The organism is Paraplanobispora siamensis (genome assembly GCF_016863175.1).
Classification (GTDB): Bacteria; Actinomycetota; Actinomycetes; order Streptosporangiales; family Streptosporangiaceae; genus Planobispora; species Planobispora siamensis.
In genome coordinates this window covers 1-17,719 of sequence record NZ_BOOJ01000012.1, presented here as the reverse complement: position 1 = coordinate 17,719, position 17,719 = coordinate 1, and the positions used below count along the sequence as shown (strand labels likewise).

Genomic DNA, 17,719 nt, shown 5'->3' with positions numbered 1-17,719 from the left:
GAATAAGCACCGTTTAAAGAAATCCGCTTAACGGGTGTTTAACCGCCTTCCCGTTTCATCTGTTGCGACAGGGAGGAAACGGAAATGAGAAGAGCAAGAACGGCGGTCGCACTCGTCTCGCTCGCCGCGCTGGCCGCCTGCGGGCAGGCTCCGAAGACCGGGGTGGCCTCGGCGGGCGGCCCGGCCGCCTCGGCGAGCCCTTCCGCGTCGTCGCAGGCGGACGGCGTGAAGTTCGCCCAGTGCATGCGTGAACACGGCGTCGACATGCCCGATCCCGAACCGGGCGGCGGCCCGGTGAGGATACAGGCGAAGGGTGACAGGAATACGCTCGAGAAAGCACACAAGGCCTGTCAGAAGTACGCGCCGACAAAGGCCGGGAAAAACATCAAGGACGACCCCGAGGCGCAGAAGGCGATGCTGGCGTTCGTCCGCTGCATGCGGGAGAACGGCATCGACATGCCCGACCCCGACTTCTCCGGCGGCGGCATCAGGATCGGCGGCCCCGGGCTGAACCCCGACTCCCCGCAGTTCAAGAAGGCGCAGGCGGCGTGCGAGAAGCACCTGCCCGGCATGACGGGCGGGCGGCCGTGAGGCGCGGCAGGGTGATCACCGGCGCCGCCGCGGCCGTCCTGCTCACCGGCGGCGGGGCGGCGGCGCTCACCCTGACCGGCCAGGACGGGGGCACCGCGGCGGCCTCCGCCACCGCCTCCACGGCGACCGCCGAGATCACCCGCTCGGACCTGGTCGACACCGAGGCCGTGGACGGCACGCTCGGATACTCCGACCGCCGCGCGCTGCCCAACCACGCCAGGGGCACGGTCACCCGGACGCGGGAGGAGGGCGGCGTCGTACGGCGGGGCGGCTGGCTCTACCGGGTGGACGGCCGGCCGGTGGTCCTGATGTACGGCGACATCCCGGTCTACCGCACGCTGTCGACCTCCACCGACGGCAAGGACGTGCGCCAGCTGGAGCGCAACCTCAAGGCCCTCGGCTACGACCCGGGCACGGTGGACGAGGACTTCTCCTGGCTGACCGAGCAGGCCGTACGGGAGTGGCAGGACGACGCGGGCCTGGAGGAGACCGGGACGGTCGACGCGGCCCAGATCGCCGTCGCCGCCGGTCCGGTCAGGATCGCCGAGATCACCGCCGAGACGGGGACGGCCGCCGGGCAGTCCGTGGTGGCCGTCACGAGCACCCGCCGGACCGTCCACGTCGACCTCGCCGCCGATGGCCAGCAGTTCGCCAAGGTCGGCGCCCGTGTGACGGTGGACCTGCCCGGCGGCGGTTCCGTCAAGGGCCGCATCAGCGAGGTCGGCGCGGTCGCCGAGCCGGTCGAGGAGAACGGCAGGCCCACCGGCGAGTCCACGATCGATCTGGAGATCACCCTGGACGGCGCCAAGAAGCTCGGCCGCCTCGATCAGGCCCCGGTCACGGTCAACCTCCGCACCGACGAGCACGAGAACGTGCTGTCCGTCCCGGTCGAGGCCCTGCTCGCGCTGAGCGAGGGCGGGTACGGCGTGCGCCTGGCCGACGGCCGGGTCGTCGCGGTGGAGACGGGCCTGTTCGCGGCCGGCCGGGTCGAGGTGTCCGGCGACGGGCTGGCCGAGGGCATGAAGGTCGAGGTCCCGCAGCTATGACGGGGGCACCTGTGAGCGGCACGGCCAACGGCCCGGCCGGCGGCCCGACCGGCGGCCCGACCGGTGACACGGTCGTGGCGCGGACCCCCGTGGTCGAGCTGCGGGCCGCGGAGAAGAGCTATCCCGGCGGGGTCCGGGCCCTGCGCGGAGTGGACCTGCGGGTGGAGGCCGGGGAGCTCGTCGCGATCGTGGGCCCGTCGGGGTCGGGGAAGTCCACCATGCTGCACCTGATCGGGACCCTGGACCGCCCCTCGGCCGGGACGGTCGCCATCACCGGCTACGACGTCGGCAGCCTGACGGACCGGGAGCTGTCGGCGCTGCGGGCCCGGCACATCGGGTTCGTCTTCCAGCACTTCCACCTCGCCGACGGCGTCAGCGCGCTCGACAACGTCGCCGACGGCATGCTGTACGCCGGCATCCCCAGGCGGGAGCGGCGCCGGCGGGCCGAGGCGGCGCTGGAGCGGGTCGGGCTCGGGCACCGGCTGGACCACCGGCCCAACCAGCTGTCGGGCGGGGAGCGCCAGCGGGTGGCGGTGGCCAGGGCCGTGGCCGGGGAGCCGGCCCTGCTGCTGGCCGACGAGCCCACCGGCAACCTCGACACCGCCTCCGGCGGCGAGGTGCTGGCCGTGCTGCGCGAGCTCAACGCCGCCGGCACGACCGTCGCGATCATCACTCACGACGACGAGGTGGCGACGGCGGCGCCGCGCAGGATCCGGCTCCGCGACGGCCGGATCGTCGCCGACGACAGGACGCCTCCGGGAGGCACGGGATGAGCCTGCTACGACCGGACCGCACCGGGCCGGGCACCGTACGAGACCCTCAGGAGCCCCGGCGGGCCGCACCGGACCGCGACCGGCCCCGGCGCGGTCGGGCCGGGCGGGACCTGGTCCCCGGGCGGCTGGGCTGGGCGGACCTGCTGCGGGCCGGGGCCTCGGGCCTGCGGACCCGGCCGGGACGGGTGATCCTGTCCGCGCTGGGCATCGCGATCGGCATCGCCACCATGGTCGCGGTCGTCGGGATCTCCTCCTCCAGCAAGGCGCGGCTGCTGGGCGAGCTCGACCGGCTGGGCACCAACCTGCTCACCGTCACACCCGGCGACACCATGTTCGGCGAGGAGGCGCAGCTGCCGTACGAGTCGATCGCCATGACCTCCAGGATCGGCCCGGTCACCGCGGTCGGGGCGACCGGCGCCACCGGCGAGAGCGTGTGGCGGACCGACAAGATCCCCCGGGTGCAGACCAGCGGGCTGGGCGTCCAGGCGGCCTCGCTCGACCTGCCGGCCACGCTCCGGACGCGGGTCGCGCGGGGCGTGTGGCTCAACAAGGCCACGGCGGCCCAGCGCGCGGCGGTGCTCGGCGCGACCGCGGCGCGGCGGCTGGGCGTGCGGGAGGGCGACCAGATCCTGATCGCCGGGAAATGGTGGACGGTCGTCGGGGTCCTGGAGCCGTCCGCCCTCGCCCCGGAGATCGACCCCTCGGTGCTCGTCGGCTTCGAGGCCGCGGCGGAGCACCTGGGCTTCGACGGGCATCCGACCACGCTCTACACCCGGTCCGACGACGAGTCGGTCGGCGCTGTGCGCGATGTGCTGCCCAGGACCGTCAGCCCGGAGAATCCCGAGGAGGTCGAGGTCAGCAGGCCCTCCGACGCGCTGGAGGCCAAGGCCGCGGCCGACGGGGCGTTCACGACGCTGCTGCTCGGCGTCGGCGCGGTGGCCCTGCTGGTCGGCGGGGTCGGGGTGGCCAACACCATGGTCATATCCGTGCTGGAGCGCCGCCGCGAGATCGGCCTGCGCCGTTCCCTCGGTGCGACCCGGGGGCAGATCCGCGGGCAGTTCCTGACCGAGTCCCTGCTGATGTCCGGGCTGGGCGGTACGGCGGGCGCGGCGCTCGGGGCGGCGATCACCGTGGGCTACGCGGCCGTGCGGGACCTGCCCGCGGTGGTCCCGGCCTGGGCGCTGGCCGGGGGGCTGGCGGCGACGCTGCTGGTCGGCACCGTGGCCGGGATCTACCCGGCGGCGCGCGCGGCGCGGATGTCCCCCACCCTGGCGCTGAACACCACCTGATCCGCGTCCTTACCCGATGTTTAACCCGGCGAGATCAGGATGACCTCCATGCGAGTGCTCATTGCCGAGGACGAGCGGGTGCTCGCCGACATCGTGGCGACCGGCCTGCGCAGGGAGACCATGGCCGTGGACGTCGTCTACGACGGCGACGCGGCGCTGGAGCGGGCGGCCGTCAACGACTACGACGTGATCGTGCTGGACCGGGACCTGCCGGTGGTCCACGGCGACGAGGTCTGCCGCCGCCTGGTCTCGGACCGGATCCCGGCCAGGATCATCATGCTGACCGCCGCCGCGGACCTGAAGGCGAAGGTCGAGGGACTGTCGATCGGGGCGGACGACTATCTGTGCAAGCCGTTCGACTTCCCCGAGCTGGTGGCCCGGGTGCGGGCGCTGGCCCGCCGTACCTCCCAGGCGGTCCCGCCGGTGCTCAGCCGGGCCGGCATCACCCTGGACCCGAACCGCCGGGAGGTCTTCCGCGACGGCCGCTACGTCGGGCTGAGTCCCAAGGAGTTCGCCGTCCTGGAGATCCTGATGCGGGCCGAGGGCGCGGTGGTCAGCGCCGAGGAGCTGCTGGAGAAGGCATGGGACGAGAACATCAGCTACTTCACCAACTCGGTGCGGGTCACGGTGATGACCCTGCGAAAGAAGCTGGGCTCCCCGCCGGTCGTGGAGACCGTGACCGGCGCGGGGTACCGACTGTGACCCGGCCGGACCCCGCCGGCGTGCCCGGCGCGCGGCAGGCGGCGGGGCCGGGCGGGCGGCGGATCTCGGTACGGCTGCGCCTGACCCTGGTCTACGGCAGCCTGTTCTTCGCGGTCGGCGTCGTGCTCGTACTGGTCAACTATCTGTTCGTCCAGCGCACGATCGAGCAGCCCGTCATGGCGAGCAAGCCGACGGCCTTCGCCGTCCGGATCCCCGCCGAGGAGGCCCTCCAGCAGGTTCCCCCGCCCGGCACCATGCGGATCGTCGGGGAGCTCAGGGACGTCTACCGCACGAACGTGATGACCTCGATGCTCCAGTGGTCGCTGCTGGCCATCGCGGTCGTCGGGGGCGCCGGGCTGGCCATCGGGTGGATCGTGGCCCGCCGCGTGCTGGCCCCGCTGCACAAGATGACCGAGACGGCCCGGCGCCTGTCGGAGAGCACGCTGCACGAGCGCATCGCCCTGGACGGCCCGCACGACGAGCTGCGGGAGCTGGCCGACACCTTCGACTCCATGCTGGAGCGCCTGAACCGGGCCTTCGACAGCCAGCGCCGGTTCGTGGCCAACGCCTCGCACGAGCTGCGCACCCCGCTGGCGATCGACCGGGCGCTGCTGCAGGTGTCCATGACCGATCCCCAGCTGCCGCGGCAGGTCAGGAAGGTCGGGGCCGAGCTGCTGGAGTCCAACGGCCGCCAGGAACGGCTGATCGAGGGCCTGCTGCTGCTGGCGCAGAGCGAGCGCGAGCTGACCACCCGCCGCCCGGTGGACCTGGCCGAGCTCGCCGGCAGCGCGCTGACCTCGGTCCCCGAGGCGACCGCCGAGCTGCGCGCGGCCCCGGCGGCGGGCGACCCGGTGCTGCTGGAGCGGATGATCGGCAACCTGCTCGACAACGCGGTCAAGTACAACGACGAGCGCGGCCTGGTCATCCTGCGCACCGGGCAGGACCGGTGGGGGAACGTCGTCACCGTGGAGAACACCGGCCGCCCCGTCCCCGCCGGCCGGGTGGACGACCTGTTCGAGCCGTTCCGCCGCCTCGACCGCGACCGCACCGGCTCGGCCGGCGGCGCGGGCCTGGGCCTGTCCATCGTCCGCGCCGTCGCCCAGGCCCACCGCGGCTCCGTCGAGGCCCGCCCCCGCCCCGACGGCGGCCTGGTGGTCACCGTACGGCTCCCGCCGGCTCCCCCGCCCCCGCAGCACCTCCCCGACCTGTCCGCCGCCGCCCCGCTGGCCCTCCCCTCCGGCCGCTGACTCCCCGCGAGGTCGCTCCTTCGGGCGGCGCCGTGCTCGCCCTTCGCCCGGCCCCGCCGCGGGCCCGTACCCGCTCAGCGTGCGGCCGCCGTCCGGCCCTCAGCCGCCGCCACGACGTGGGCCGCCGAGCCGGAGGCGAGGGTGAGCGCCCCGGACGGGTCGGTGTGGACCAGGCGGCCTCCTCGTTTCACGATCCGTCCGGCGACGAGCACGGTGTCCACGTCGGCCGGGCCGGCGGAGGCGACCACCGTGGCGATCGGGTCGTGGACCGGGGCCAGGCCGGGCCGGTCGGTCCGCAGCAGCACGAGGTCGGCCTGCTTGCCGGGGCGCAGCGATCCGATCCGGTCCTGCATGCCGAGGACGGCCGCGCCCTCGATCGTGGCGATGCCCAGCAGGTCGGCGGCGGTCAGCGTGCCGCCCCGCAGCCCGTCCGCCGCCAGGGCGGCGCGCATCGCGGCGAACATGTCGCCCGGAGTGTTCGTCACCGTGTCGATCCCCAGACCGGTGGGGATGCCCGCGGCCCGGAACCTGCCGGTCTCCGGGTCGCCGAACCCCATCCGCATCTCCACCGCCGGGGTCACGGACGCGACCCCGCCGCTGCCGGCCAGCAGCTTCACGGCCTCGTCGGTGAACCCGTTGCCGTGCACGACCATGACGTCCGGCCCGAGCAGCCCGGCCGCGTGCAGCCGCTCGACCGCGCCGGTCCCCGTGGCGTGCAGGCTGATCTGCAGGCCCAGTTCGCGGGCGAGCCGCCAGTCGGCCTCGGCCCCCTCGGCCGAGCCGTAGACCGGGCCCGACGCGGCCAGCCCGGCGGTCACCAGGCCCGGGCCGCCGAGCAGCGCGGCGGCCCGCCGTACTTCGTCCTCCCGCCGCGCGGCGCCGTCACCGGGGTGGGCGTAGGCGAAGACCGCCCTGATCCCCGACTCGCGCAGGGCCTCGATCGCGGCGTCGGTGTGCTCGGGCGTGAGCTGGATGTGGGACCAGTCGTGCACCGCGGTGATCCCGGCGTCGAGCGCCTCCAGGGCGCCCCACAGGTTCGCCGCGTACACGTCCTCGGGACGGTAGGCGGGGCCCAGACGGCCGAGGACGACGCCGAGATAGTCGCCCAGCGTCATGTCGGCCGCGAGCGAGCGCAGGACGCTCTGCCACAGGTGGCGGTGGGTGTCGACGAAACCGGGCAGCACGATCATGCCCGTGGCGTCGACGACCTCGACGTCCGCGGCCCCGGACCCCGCAGCCCCGGCCCTCCCTGGCTCCCCGGCCTTCCCCCGCCCCGCCGCGTCCGGCCCGACCGCGGCGATGAGCCCGTCCTCGACGAGCACGTCGGCCCCGGGCAGGACGCGGACCGCGGGCTCGGTGTCGATCACGGTCCCGCCGGTGATGAGAGTGCGCATGGGGATTCCTTTCCCAACAGCAATCGAAAAAGCTTTTTCGAAAGCTATCAGCCAAGAGAGATACCCTCAACCCCATGGCACGGGAAGAGATGGACCACGTCGACGAGATGATCGCGGCGTGGCGGGCGGAGCTGCCCGAGACCGCCACCACGGAGCTGGAGATCGTCAAGCGCCTGGGGCGGCTGAAGGGGCGGGTGGAGGAGGTCACCCAGGCGGTGCTCGGGGAGTACGGCCTGACCTACGCCGACTTCGACGTCCTGGCGACCCTGCGCAGGGCCGGGGCCCCCTACCGTCTCAAGCCGAGCCTGCTGGCCTCGCGCACCTCGCTCACCACCGGCGGGACGAGCAACATCCTGCAGCGCCTCACCGGCGCCGGGCTCGTCGAGCGCGAGCCCGACCCGGACGACGGGCGCAGCTCGTGGGTCAGGCTGACCCCGCTGGGCGTACGGCGCGCGGAGGAACTGGCCGTGGCGACCACCCGGGCGCACGAGGACCTGTTCTCCGCCGTCCCGGAGGCCGCCGTACGGGACCTGGCCGACCTGCTGCGGGTGGCGCTGCTCGCCCTCGGGGACCACGCCGGCCCCTCACGCCGGAACTGACCGGCAGGCGGGCTCGCCGGGACCGGACACGGGCCGGCGGCACGGCGCGGGAAGCGTCCCGCGGCGCCGTGCCGTCACGCCGTACCGCCGGAAAAGGGCCCGCCGTCACGCCCCCGCGGGGAGGTTCGGCGGGGTGAAGACGCCGAACAGGTTGCCGGAGACGTCGCGGATGTAGGCGAAGTCGGGGCCGTTGGCGTTGCCGAGCATCTTGAACACCACCTCGCCGCCCAGCTTCTCCGCGTGCTCGCAGGTGGCCGCGGTGTCGGCGACGACCACGGAGAAGACCCCGTGGTTGGGGAACCGCCCGCCGTTGCCGTACACGCCGCCCTTGGGACCCTCGGCGTCCGCATAGCTGATCAGCCGGTAGTCCATCCCGCCCTTGGCCGCGTCCTCGTCGGTGGAGAACGTCCAGCCGAACAGGCCGCCGTAGAACTCCTCCGCGCCCTTCGGGTCGTCGGTGGCGATCTCGAACCAGGCGACGGTGTTGATCATCAGGTGTCCCTTCGGATTGCTTTCCTCGAACACCTCTACGATGAACCGTCTCCGCGACACCCCTATGTCGGTGTTTTCATTCGAGTTTCGGATTTCCGAACACCAGGCCCGGCACCTCGGGGGAGAAACTCTCCGGCGGGCGCTCGGGGGAGGGCTCGTCGGTCTCCTCGGCCCTGGAGATCCGGTCGAGCCGGAAGACCCGGACGTCGCGCCGGGAGCGGCACCACCCCACGAGATACCAGTGGCCGCCGCGGCCGCCGACGAAGACGCCGGGCTCCACCTCGCGCTCGGTGGCCTGGCCCTTGGAGTCGGTGTAGGAGATCCGCAGGACGCGGCGGTGCAGCAGCGCCTGCTCTATCACCCGCGAGACCCGGGGGTAGGGCTCCGGCTCGACGAGCAGGCGCACCCGGCCGGCCAGCTCCCTGGCCCGGTCGCCGTCGAGGTCGGGCATGGCGGCCATCAGCTTGCGCAGGGCGCTGCGGGCCTGGGTGGAGAAGGGGCTGTCGCCCGCGCGGTCCAGCGCCACGGCGATCGCGACGGCCTCCTCGGGGGTGAAGTTCAGCGGCGGCAGGGACCTGCTCTTGTCCAGGACGTAGCCGCCGCGTCTGCCGGTCTCGGCGTAGATGGGCACGCCGGACTGCTGAAGCGCGGAGATGTCGCGCTCGACCGTGCGGGCGCTCACCTCGAACCGCTCCGCGAGCTCGCGTGCGGAGCGGGCCCTGGGCGAGATCGCGCGCAGCTCCTCGACGAGGGCGTAAAGCCGGTCGGTACGGTTCACGCCCCCGACGTTACGTCCCGCCACCGACAACCCGGTGCCCCGGCGCTCCCCCCACCGGCGGACGGGAACCTTACGACATGGTCACGTAGTTGAACAGGCAAAACGGGATGGATACCCTGTCCTGACACATCTCATTGGAGCTCGATGGCGCGCAAACACCCGATGGCTCAGAACCCGCCCGGCAAGCCTGGCTCGGAGTCCTCCTCGAAGTCCTCCAAGGGGACCGGTTCCAAGGCGTCCAAGGCCATCACGATCACCACCATCGGCATCGTCTCGCTGGGCATCATCGCCGCGTGCGCGGCCGACGACGACTACGAGGAAGTCGGCGCCGACTGCGTGGACCTCAGCAGCCGCCAGCCGGACGGGTCCTACACGATCGTGGACGACGACTACTGCGACGAGACCCGCTACCGCGGATCCCACGGCGCCTACGGGTGGTACTACGGGGGCACGCGCGCCGGAGTGCGGGTGGCCAAGGGCACCACCGTCAAACCCTCCGACGTCACCATCGTCACCCGCAAGGGCACCGTCATCCAGCGCGGCGGTTTCGGCGGCCGCGGCTCCAGCAGCAGCTGAGCGCCCGCCGATGAGACGCGAGACCTCGCTCCCCCGGGACGGCTGGGAGCGCATCATCGAGGGTCACGGCCTGGCCTACCACCGTTCCGCCCACCCCGTCGGACTGGACCGCCCCTACTGGGACGAGAGCGTCCAGTACGTCTTCTCCATGGACGAGGTCCTGGCCCTGGAGGAGCAGGTCGAGGAGCTGCACCGGATGTGCCTGCACGCGGTGGAGCACGTCGTCGAGAAGGGCCGCTACGCCGAGTTCGCCATCCCGGAACGGGTCGCCCCGGAGATCGCCCGCTCCTGGGAGCGGCGCGACCCGCACGTGTTCGGCCGTTTCGACCTGCGCTACGACGGGACCGGCCCGGCCAAACTGCTGGAGTACAACGCCGACACCCCCACCAGCCTGCTGGAGAGCTCGGTCGTCCAGTGGTTCTGGCTCAAGGACGTCTATCCGGACGACGACCAGTGGAACTCCATCCACGAGCGGCTGGTCGACCGCTGGCGGGAGATCGCCCCCACCCTGCCCACCGGTCCCGCCCACTTCGCCTGGACCCACATGGACGAGAGCGGCGAGGAGGCGATGACCCTCGCCTACCTGCAGGAGACCGCCGGCCTGGCCGGCCTGGAGACGATCGCGGTGACCATGGAGGACATCGGCTGGGACAGCCTCAACCTCCGGTTCGTGGACATGGAGCGCCGGGTGATCCGCACCCTGTGCAAGCTGTACCCCTGGGAGTGGGTCGTCGCCGACCCGTTCGGGGACCGGGCCGTGCGCCAGCAGATCTCGATGACCTGGATCGAGCCGCTGTGGAAGATGCTGCTGTCGAACAAGGCGCTGCTGGCCGTGCTGTGGGAGCTGTACCCGGGCCATCCGAACCTGCTGCCGGCCTATCTCGACGGCCCCCGCGACCTGCCCGCCCACATCGCCAAGCCGCTGCTGGGCCGGGAGGGCGCGGGCATGCGGATCGTCAGCCCCGGCGGGAACATGCGGACCGGCGACGCCTACGGCGCCGAGGGATACGTCTACCAGGCGTTCGAGGCGCTGCCCGTCTTCGACGACTACCGGCCGGTGCTCGGCGCCTGGGTGGTCCACGACGAGGCCGCCGGACTCGGCATCCGTGAGACCCCGGGCTGGATAACCGACGACACGTCGTCCTTCGTGCCCCACCGCATCGAGTTGTGAGGGCAGGATTGGTGCCGCCCAGCACCCCGGCCCCTTCAGCCTCGCAAACATCAACCTTCACCGCCCGGAGAGAACCCATATGACTCCCAGCCCGCAGCCGGCCCCGCTTCCCGAGACGACCGGCACCATCTCCCTCGCCGAGACCCTCCTGCGGGACGCTCTCGCCATCGCCTCCTACGCGGCGCTCGGCGTGATCCTGCTGATCATCGGCTTCTACGTGATCGACCTGGCCATCCCCGGCAAGCTCAGCCAGCTGATCAAGACCGACCGCAACCCCAACGCCACCCTGCTCACCTCCTCCGGGCTGATCGCCGTCGGCCTGATCGTCGCGGCCTCCATCTGGTCCTCCGGCGGGGCGCTGCACGAGGGGCTGCTGGCGACGCTGGTCTACGGGCTGGTCGGCATCGCCGTACAGACCGTGGCGATGATCGTGTTCGACCTGGCCGCCGGGATCTCCGTCCGCACGCTGGTCTCCGAGCGGGAGCTCCAGCCCGGCACGCGCCTGCTCGCCGTCACCCACCTGGCCATCGGCCTGATCACCGCCGTCGCCGTCATCTAGGCGCCCTCCGGGCGCGGGGGCGCGGCTGGCGCATCGGCGTGGAGCTGGCACTCTTATGTCGTGAACGATCGGATCCGCGAGGACACCACGCGCAGGCTCGAACGGGCCATGGGCTCCCTCGGCACGGCGGCCATGGCCCGGATGGACGAGCGGCTGCCGTGGTTCCGCGCGCTGTCCGCCGAGGACAGGTCCTGGGTCGGGCTGGTCGCCCAGGCGGGGATCGCCGCCTTCGTGGAGTGGTTCCAGCACGCCGGACGCGAACGGCCCACGCCCAGCATCGAGTTCTTCGGCACCGCGCCCCGGGAGCTCAAGCGCTCCATCTCCCTGCAGCAGACCGTGGACATCGTCCGGATCGTGGTCGAGGTGGTCGAGGCGCAGACGAAGGAGCTGGCCGCGCCGGGCGGGGAGGACCAGCTCCAGCAGGCGATGCTCCGCTACACGCGGGACGTCGCCTTCGCCGCCGCGCACGTCTACGCCCGCGAGGCGGAGGCCCGCGGGGCGTGGGACGCGCGCCTGGAGGCGCTGATCGTGGACGCGCTGGTCCGCGGCGAGGTGGACGACGGCCTGCACTCGTGGGCCGCCGCGCTGGGCTGGACCTCCTCGCCGGTGGTCGTGCTGGCCGGCCTCGCGCCCGACGACGACCCGCAGGCGGTGATAGACGGGCTGCGCGACCGGGGCCGCAGGGTCGGGATGGACATGCTGGCCGGCGTCCAGGGCGACCAGCTCATCGTGATCGTGGGCGGGGCCGACAGCGTCAGCGCCGCGGCCAAGCACGTGGTGCCGCGCTTCGGGCCGGGCCCGATCGTGATCGGGCCCGAGGTGAGCGACCTGCACACGGCCGCCAGCTCGGCGCGCGCCGCGATCGCCGGGCTGCGGGCCGCCTCCGGTTGGCCGGACGCCCCCCGGCCCGTCCACGCCGAGGACCTGCTGGCCGAGCGGGCCATCGACGGTGACGAGGACGCCAGGGCGCAGCTGATCGAGCACGTCTATCTCCCGCTGATGGGCACGCCGCTGCTCGACACGCTGGCCACCTATCTGGAGCAGGGCACCTCCCTGGAGGCGACGGCCCGGTTGCTCTTCGTCCATCCCAACACGGTGCGCTACCGTCTGCGTAAGATCACGGAGCTGACCGGCTACCAGCCCACGGAGGGCCGCTCGGCCTTCACCCTCCAGGTGGGCCTCATTCTCGGTCGGCTGGCCGAGACGAGCACGACATGATCGCCCTTACTTAACGTCTGCGAAACCTTCGCTGTAGGTTCCCTACAAAAGATTACGGACAATGTTCATTCGGATCTCTATCCGTGTGGTGGACCTCTACAGGGCAGGCTGGATTTCGTGCTCGTCATCGTCGCTCCGGGCCAAGGCGCCCAGACCCCAGGCTTCCTGACCCCCTGGCTCGAAATACCGGGCCTGGCGGACCGCATGTCCGCATGGTCGGAGGTCGCAGGCCTCGACCTGATCGCCTACGGGACCACCGCCGACGCGGACGAGATCCGTGACACCGCGGTCGCCCAGCCGCTCCTCGTGGCCGCCGGACTGGCCGCCGCCGAGGCCCTGGGCGTCCTTCCCGGCGCGGACCGTCCCGCCGGGACCGTCCCCGGCCTGGTCGCCGGCCACAGCGTCGGCGAGCTGACCGCCGCCGTCCTGGCGGGCGTCCTCACCGCCGAGCAGGCCATCGCCCTGGTCCGCGAGCGCGGCCGCGCCATGGCCGAGGCCGCCGCGGTCACCGAGACCGGCATGATCGCGGTGCTCGGCGGCGTCGAGGACGACGTGCTCGCCGCGATCGACAAGCACGGCCTGACCCCGGCCAACGTCAACGGCGCCGGCCAGGTCGTGGCCGGCGGCACGGCGGAGAGGCTGGCGGCATTCACCGCCGAGCCTCCGGCCAGGGCCCGGCTGATCCCCCTGTCGGTCGCCGGCGCCTTCCACACCGCGCACATGGCCCCGGCCGTCGACGCGCTGCGCAAGGCCGCCGCCTCCATCACCCCGCAGGACCCGGCCGTCACGCTGCTGTCCAACGCCGACGGCGCGGCGGTCACCGGCGGTACCGACTTCATGGAGCGGCTGATCAACCAGGTCGCCAACCCCGTCCGCTGGGACGCCTGCATGGCCACGATGGCCGAGCGGGGCGTCACCGCCATGATCGAGCTTCTGCCCGGCGGCACCCTCACCGGCCTGGCCAAGCGTGCCCTGCGCGGCACCACCACCGTCGCGCTGAAGACGCCCGACGACCTGGACGCCGCCCGGGAGGTTCTCGGGTGACCCGGCAGCGACCGGACACGGACCACACAGCGAACGAGGAGCGGTGAGCGACGCATGAAGATCTCACAGGGTGCCCCGGGCGCGAAGATCCTGGCCTTCGGCCACTACCAGCCGTCCAACGTGGTGACCAACGACGACCTGGCCAAGACCATCGACACCAACGACGAGTGGATCCAGAGCCGGGTCGGCATCAAGGAGCGCCGCATCGCCCCGCCCTCCGAGACGGAGATCGACCTGGCCGTGCAGGCGGGCGGCAAGGCCCTGGCCGCCAGCGGCCTGTCCGCCGCCGACATCGACCTGGTGATCGTCGCCACCTGCACGCTGGAGACGCAGATCCCCAACGCCGCCGGCCGGGTGGCCGCCCGGCTGGGCATCGACGCCCCCGGTGCGTTCGACGTCAACACCGCCTGCTCCGGCTTCTGCTACGCGCTGGCGGTGGCCAACGACACCATCCGCGCGGGCTCGGCCACCAACGTCCTGGTCGTCGGCACCGAGAAGTTCTCTCCCTGGATCGACTGGAACGACCGGGCCACCTCGGTGATCTTCGCCGACGGCGCAGGCGCGGCGGTGGTCGGCCCCTCCGACACCCCCGGCATCGGCCCGGTGGTGTGGGGCAGCGACGGCGACAGGTCCGACGCGATCATCATCAAGGACCGCAACTCCTTCCTGCATCAGGAAGGCCAGACCGTGTTCCGCTGGGCCACCACGGCGCTTCACCCGGTGGCCAGGCAGGCGTGCGAGCGTGCCGGGGTGGATCCCGCCGACCTCGCCGCCTTCGTGCCCCACCAGGCCAACCTGCGCATCATCGAAGCCATCGCCCGCAAGATCGGCGCCGACAACGCCGTCATCGCCAGGGACATCGTGCTGGCGGGCAACACCTCCGCCGCCTCGATCCCGATGGCGCTGTCGCGGATGATCGAGCGCGGCGAGGTCCGCTCCGGCGGGCTCGCGCTGCTGTTCGGCTTCGGCGCCGGCCTGACCTACGCCGGTCAGGTCATCGAGATCCCCTGAAATGCTTGCGCGGCCCCGCCGCGCAGAACCGGAAAAACCCTACTCAAGGAGAACAAGCGACATGGCCATGACCGAGCAGGAGATCCTCGCTGGCATCGGCAAGATCATCAACGAGATCACCGGCATCCCGGCGGCCGAGGTCACCCCGGAGAAGAGCTTCGTGGACGACCTCGACATCGACTCGCTGTCCATGGTCGAGATCGCCGTCGCCGCCCAGGACGAGTTCGGCGTCGAGATCCCCGATGACCAGCTCAAGAACCTCAAGACCGTCAAGGACGTCATCGCCTTCATCCAGGGCTGACCGGAGCCGGGAGGTGCCGGCACCGCACCTCCTGGCCCGGCCGCTCCGGCGTCCGGCACCCCTCCAACGATCCGCGAACACAAGGAGCGCAAAACCGTGAGTACAGACCAGGTACGTGTCGTCGTCACCGGGCTCGGCGCGACGACGCCCCTCGGTGGGGACGTCGCATCGACCTGGTCGGCACTCCTCGCCGGTCGGTCGGGAGTCCGAACCCTCACCGAGGACTGGGTCGACTCCGTCCCGGTGAAGTTCGCCGCCGTGGCCGCCGTGGATCCGACCGAGGTCCTGCCCCGCCCCGAGGCCCGCCGGCTGGACCGGGCCGAACAGCTCGCGCTCGTCGCGGCCCGTGAGGCCTGGGCGCACGCCGGCATCGAGAAGGTCGACCCCGAACGGCTCGGCGTGGTCGTGGGCAGCGGGATCGGCGGCATCACCACGATCCTGTCCGCCTACGACACCTTCAAGGAGAAGGGCTGGCAGCGGCTGTCGCCGTTCACCGTCCCGATGCTCATGCCGAACGGCCCCGCGGGCTGGATCGGCATCGAGATCGGTGCGCGGGCGGGCGTGCACGCCACCGTCAGCGCCTGCGCCACCGGCGCGGAGTCGATCGGCTACGCCATCGAGATGATCCGCTCCGGCCGGGCCGACGTGGTCGTGGCCGGCGGCACCGAGGCGGCCATCCACCCGCTGAACATCGGCTCGTTCGCCGCGATGCGGGCCATGTCCACCCGCAACGACGACCCGCAGGGCGCCTCCCGGCCCTGGGACAAGGGCCGCGACGGGTTCGTGCTCGGCGAGGGCGCCGGCATCGTGGTCCTGGAGTCGGAGGAGCACGCCCGCGCACGCGGCGCCACGATCTACGCGGTCGCCGCCGGTGTCGGCTACTCCGCCGACGCCCACCACATCGCCCAGCCGGAGCCGACCGGCGCCGGGGTCATGCTCGCCATGCGGCGCGCCCTGGCGAACGCCGGCCTGACCGGTGAGGACGTCAAGCACGTCAACGCGCACGCCACGTCCACCCCCGCGGGTGACGTGGTGGAGACCGTCGCGATCAAGGAGGTCATCGGCGGGCACCCCCTGGTGACCGCCACCAAGTCGATGACCGGCCACCTGCTGGGCGGAGCCGGGGGCATCGAGTCGGTCTTCACGGTCCTGGCGCTGCACGAGCGGACCGCCCCCGGAACGATCAACGTCGACGACCTCGACGACGGCATCGAGGTGGACCTCGTTCTCGGCGCTCCGCGCGAGCTGCCGGGCGGCCGGATCGCGGCGATCAACAACTCCTTCGGGTTCGGCGGACACGACGTCGCCGTCGCCTTCACCACTGTCTGACAGGGAGCCTGTGATGACCGTGCTCGACAACAGGGTGGCGCCAGAGGCCTCCGACAAGGAGGCCGCCGATCCCAGGGATCCCCAGGTCCGCCTGGCGGCGATCCTCGACGAAGGGTCGATCCGGCTGATCACGCCGGTGGACCGCAGCGGCGTGCTCGCGGCGATGGGCCGCATGGAGGGCGTGCCGGTCGTGGTGTTCTGCAGCGACGCCCGCGTCCAGGGCGGCGCGATGGGCAGCGAGGGCTGCGAGCACATCGTGCACGCCTACGACGTCGCGGTCCGCGAGCGGGTCCCGATCGTCGGCGTGTGGCACTCCGGCGGCGCCCGCCTGGCCGAGGGCGTCGAGTCGCTGCACGCGGTCGGCCGCGTGTTCGCCGCGATGACCCGCGCCTCCGGCGTGGTCCCGCAGCTGTCGGTGGTGGTCGGCCCCGCGGCCGGCGGCGCCGCCTACGGTCCCGCGCTGACCGACATCGTGATCCTGGCCGACGAGGGCCGCATCTTCGTCACCGGTCCCGACGTGGTCCGCAGCGTCACCGGCGAGCAGATCGACATGGCGGCGCTCGGCGGGCCGGAGCCGCACAGCAAGCGCAGCGGTGTCGTGCACGTGGTCGCCAAGAGCGAGACCGACGCCTACGTCCAGGCCCGGCGCCTGGCGGTGCTCCTGGGCCACCAGGGCCGCATCCGCACCGAGGTCGACGAGGTCGACTTCTCCGACCTGCTCCCTGACAACGTCCGCCGCGCCTACGACGTCAAGCCCCTGGTCAAGGGCCTGCTCGACGAGCCGGGCGTGGAGCTGCACCCCAAGTGGGCGCCGAACATCGTCACCACGCTGGGCCGCCTCGGGGGCCGGACCATCGGAGTGATCGCCAACAACCCGATGCGCCTGGGCGGTTGCCTGGACTCGGCCTCGGCCGAGAAGGCCGCCAGGTTCGTGCGGATGTGCGATGCCTTCGGCGTTCCGCTGGTCGTCCTGGTGGACGTCCCCGGTTACCTGCCCGGCGTCGGCCAGGAGCACGACGGCGTGGTCCGCCGCGGCGCCAAGCTGCTGCACGCCTTCGCCGAGGCCTCGGTGCCGCGCGTCACGCTGGTGACCCGCAAGGCGTACGGCGGCGCCTACATCGCGATGAACTCCCGCTCGCTGGGCGCCACCAGGGTCCTGTCCTGGCCGACCGCCCAGATCGCCGTCATGGGCGCGGTCGCCGCGGTGCGCATCCTCAAGCGCCGCGAGCTGGCCGCGGCTCCGGAGGAGGAGCGCGCGGCCCTGGAGACCAGGCTCGCCGAGGAGCACGAGATCACGGCCGGCGGCCTCGACCGGGCCATCGAGCTCGGCGTGGTGGACGAGGTGATCAAGCCCGAGGAGACCCGCGGCGCCATCGCCAAGGTCCTCGCCCAGGCCACCCCCGCCAGGGGCGCGCACGGCAACATCCCGCTCTGACTCGGAGCGGCGGACCCGGATCGACGAAACCGCCCCGCACGGAACACTCCGTGCGGGGCGGTTCTCGCATGTCCGCCCGCTTCCGTGCGTCCGCCCGCTTCCGTGCGTCCGCCCGCTTCTGTGCGTCCGCCCGCTTCTGTGCGTCCGCCCGCTTCTGTGCGTCC

The 17,719-nt window shown here is 72.5% G+C and carries 19 protein-coding genes; 16 read left to right on the top strand and 3 right to left on the bottom strand.

What is annotated here, in order from left to right:
- Positions 1-84: 84 nt before the first annotated feature.
- The 6 genes from Psi01_RS05735 to Psi01_RS05710 are packed head-to-tail and all read left to right on the top strand — an operon-like array spanning position 85 to position 5,648.
- The gene (locus tag Psi01_RS05735; protein WP_204062882.1) at positions 85-591 is read left to right on the top strand and encodes a hypothetical protein; all 507 of its coding nucleotides are present in this window, start codon (positions 85-87) and stop codon (positions 589-591) included.
- Positions 588-1,637: a peptidoglycan-binding protein gene (locus Psi01_RS05730; protein WP_239127144.1), complete on the top strand. Its 1,050-nt coding sequence runs from the start codon at positions 588-590 to the stop codon at positions 1,635-1,637. Before Psi01_RS05735 ends, Psi01_RS05730 begins: the two co-directional genes overlap by 4 nt.
- Entirely contained in the window at positions 1,634-2,410 is a 777-nt protein-coding gene (locus Psi01_RS05725; protein ID WP_204062881.1) for an ABC transporter ATP-binding protein, read from the top strand. The genes Psi01_RS05730 and Psi01_RS05725 overlap by 4 nt, the downstream gene beginning before the upstream one ends.
- Positions 2,407-3,699: an ABC transporter permease gene (locus Psi01_RS05720; protein WP_204062880.1), complete on the top strand. Its 1,293-nt coding sequence runs from the start codon at positions 2,407-2,409 to the stop codon at positions 3,697-3,699. Before Psi01_RS05725 ends, Psi01_RS05720 begins: the two co-directional genes overlap by 4 nt.
- A 48-nt stretch (positions 3,700-3,747) precedes the next feature.
- Positions 3,748-4,401: a response regulator transcription factor gene (locus Psi01_RS05715; RefSeq protein WP_204062879.1), complete on the top strand. Its 654-nt coding sequence runs from the start codon at positions 3,748-3,750 to the stop codon at positions 4,399-4,401.
- Complete coding sequence (locus Psi01_RS05710; protein ID WP_204062878.1) at positions 4,398-5,648, top strand: ATP-binding protein; 1,251 nt, start codon at positions 4,398-4,400, stop codon at positions 5,646-5,648. The genes Psi01_RS05715 and Psi01_RS05710 overlap by 4 nt, the downstream gene beginning before the upstream one ends.
- Before the next feature lie 74 nt (positions 5,649-5,722).
- Here Psi01_RS05710 and Psi01_RS05705 read toward each other — a convergent pair whose 3' ends face one another.
- Positions 5,723-7,042: an amidohydrolase family protein gene (locus Psi01_RS05705; protein ID WP_204062877.1), complete on the bottom strand. Its 1,320-nt coding sequence runs from the start codon at positions 7,040-7,042 to the stop codon at positions 5,723-5,725.
- 74 nt (positions 7,043-7,116) lie between these two features.
- Here Psi01_RS05705 and Psi01_RS05700 point away from each other — a divergent pair, with 74 nt between their 5' ends.
- The gene (locus tag Psi01_RS05700; RefSeq protein ID WP_204062876.1) at positions 7,117-7,641 is read left to right on the top strand and encodes a MarR family winged helix-turn-helix transcriptional regulator; all 525 of its coding nucleotides are present in this window, start codon (positions 7,117-7,119) and stop codon (positions 7,639-7,641) included.
- Between the two features lie 105 nt (positions 7,642-7,746).
- Here Psi01_RS05700 and Psi01_RS05695 read toward each other — a convergent pair whose 3' ends face one another.
- Positions 7,747-8,133, bottom strand: coding sequence for a VOC family protein (locus Psi01_RS05695; RefSeq protein ID WP_204062875.1), 387 nt, complete (start codon positions 8,131-8,133; stop codon positions 7,747-7,749).
- A gap of 76 nt (positions 8,134-8,209) precedes the next feature.
- Positions 8,210-8,911, bottom strand: coding sequence for a helix-turn-helix transcriptional regulator (locus Psi01_RS05690; RefSeq protein WP_204062874.1), 702 nt, complete (start codon positions 8,909-8,911; stop codon positions 8,210-8,212).
- A gap of 144 nt (positions 8,912-9,055) precedes the next feature.
- Between Psi01_RS05690 and Psi01_RS05685 the strand changes: the two genes are divergently transcribed.
- The 9 genes from Psi01_RS05685 to Psi01_RS05645 all read left to right on the top strand — a co-directional run bounded on the left by Psi01_RS05685 (position 9,056) and on the right by Psi01_RS05645 (position 17,555).
- Complete coding sequence (locus tag Psi01_RS05685) at positions 9,056-9,487, top strand: hypothetical protein (RefSeq protein ID WP_204062873.1); 432 nt, start codon at positions 9,056-9,058, stop codon at positions 9,485-9,487.
- Between the two features lie 10 nt (positions 9,488-9,497).
- On the top strand, positions 9,498-10,658 hold the full coding sequence (locus Psi01_RS05680) for a glutathionylspermidine synthase family protein (protein ID WP_204062872.1): 1,161 nt from the start codon (positions 9,498-9,500) through the stop codon (positions 10,656-10,658).
- Positions 10,659-10,737: 79 nt separating this feature from the next.
- Positions 10,738-11,217, top strand: a complete 480-nt coding sequence (locus Psi01_RS05675) for a DUF350 domain-containing protein (RefSeq protein WP_204062871.1) — start codon at positions 10,738-10,740, stop codon at positions 11,215-11,217.
- Positions 11,218-11,325: 108 nt separating this feature from the next.
- Positions 11,326-12,435 carry a PucR family transcriptional regulator gene (locus Psi01_RS05670; RefSeq protein ID WP_204063134.1) on the top strand — a complete coding sequence of 370 codons (1,110 nt, stop codon included), beginning with the start codon at positions 11,326-11,328 and terminating at the stop codon, positions 12,433-12,435.
- A 117-nt stretch (positions 12,436-12,552) separates the two neighbouring features.
- Entirely contained in the window at positions 12,553-13,479 is a 927-nt protein-coding gene (locus Psi01_RS05665; protein WP_204062870.1) for an ACP S-malonyltransferase, read from the top strand.
- Positions 13,480-13,533: 54 nt separating this feature from the next.
- Positions 13,534-14,490, top strand: coding sequence for a beta-ketoacyl-ACP synthase III (locus Psi01_RS05660; RefSeq protein ID WP_204062869.1), 957 nt, complete (start codon positions 13,534-13,536; stop codon positions 14,488-14,490).
- A 61-nt stretch (positions 14,491-14,551) separates the two neighbouring features.
- Positions 14,552-14,791: an acyl carrier protein gene (locus Psi01_RS05655; protein ID WP_203874932.1), complete on the top strand. Its 240-nt coding sequence runs from the start codon at positions 14,552-14,554 to the stop codon at positions 14,789-14,791.
- A gap of 96 nt (positions 14,792-14,887) precedes the next feature.
- Positions 14,888-16,120 carry a beta-ketoacyl-ACP synthase II gene (gene fabF, locus Psi01_RS05650; RefSeq protein ID WP_204062868.1) on the top strand — a complete coding sequence of 411 codons (1,233 nt, stop codon included), beginning with the start codon at positions 14,888-14,890 and terminating at the stop codon, positions 16,118-16,120.
- A gap of 13 nt (positions 16,121-16,133) precedes the next feature.
- Positions 16,134-17,555 (top strand): acyl-CoA carboxylase subunit beta, encoded by a 1,422-nt coding sequence (locus tag Psi01_RS05645; RefSeq protein WP_204062867.1) that lies wholly within the window; start codon positions 16,134-16,136, stop codon positions 17,553-17,555.
- Positions 17,556-17,719 lie beyond the last annotated feature (164 nt).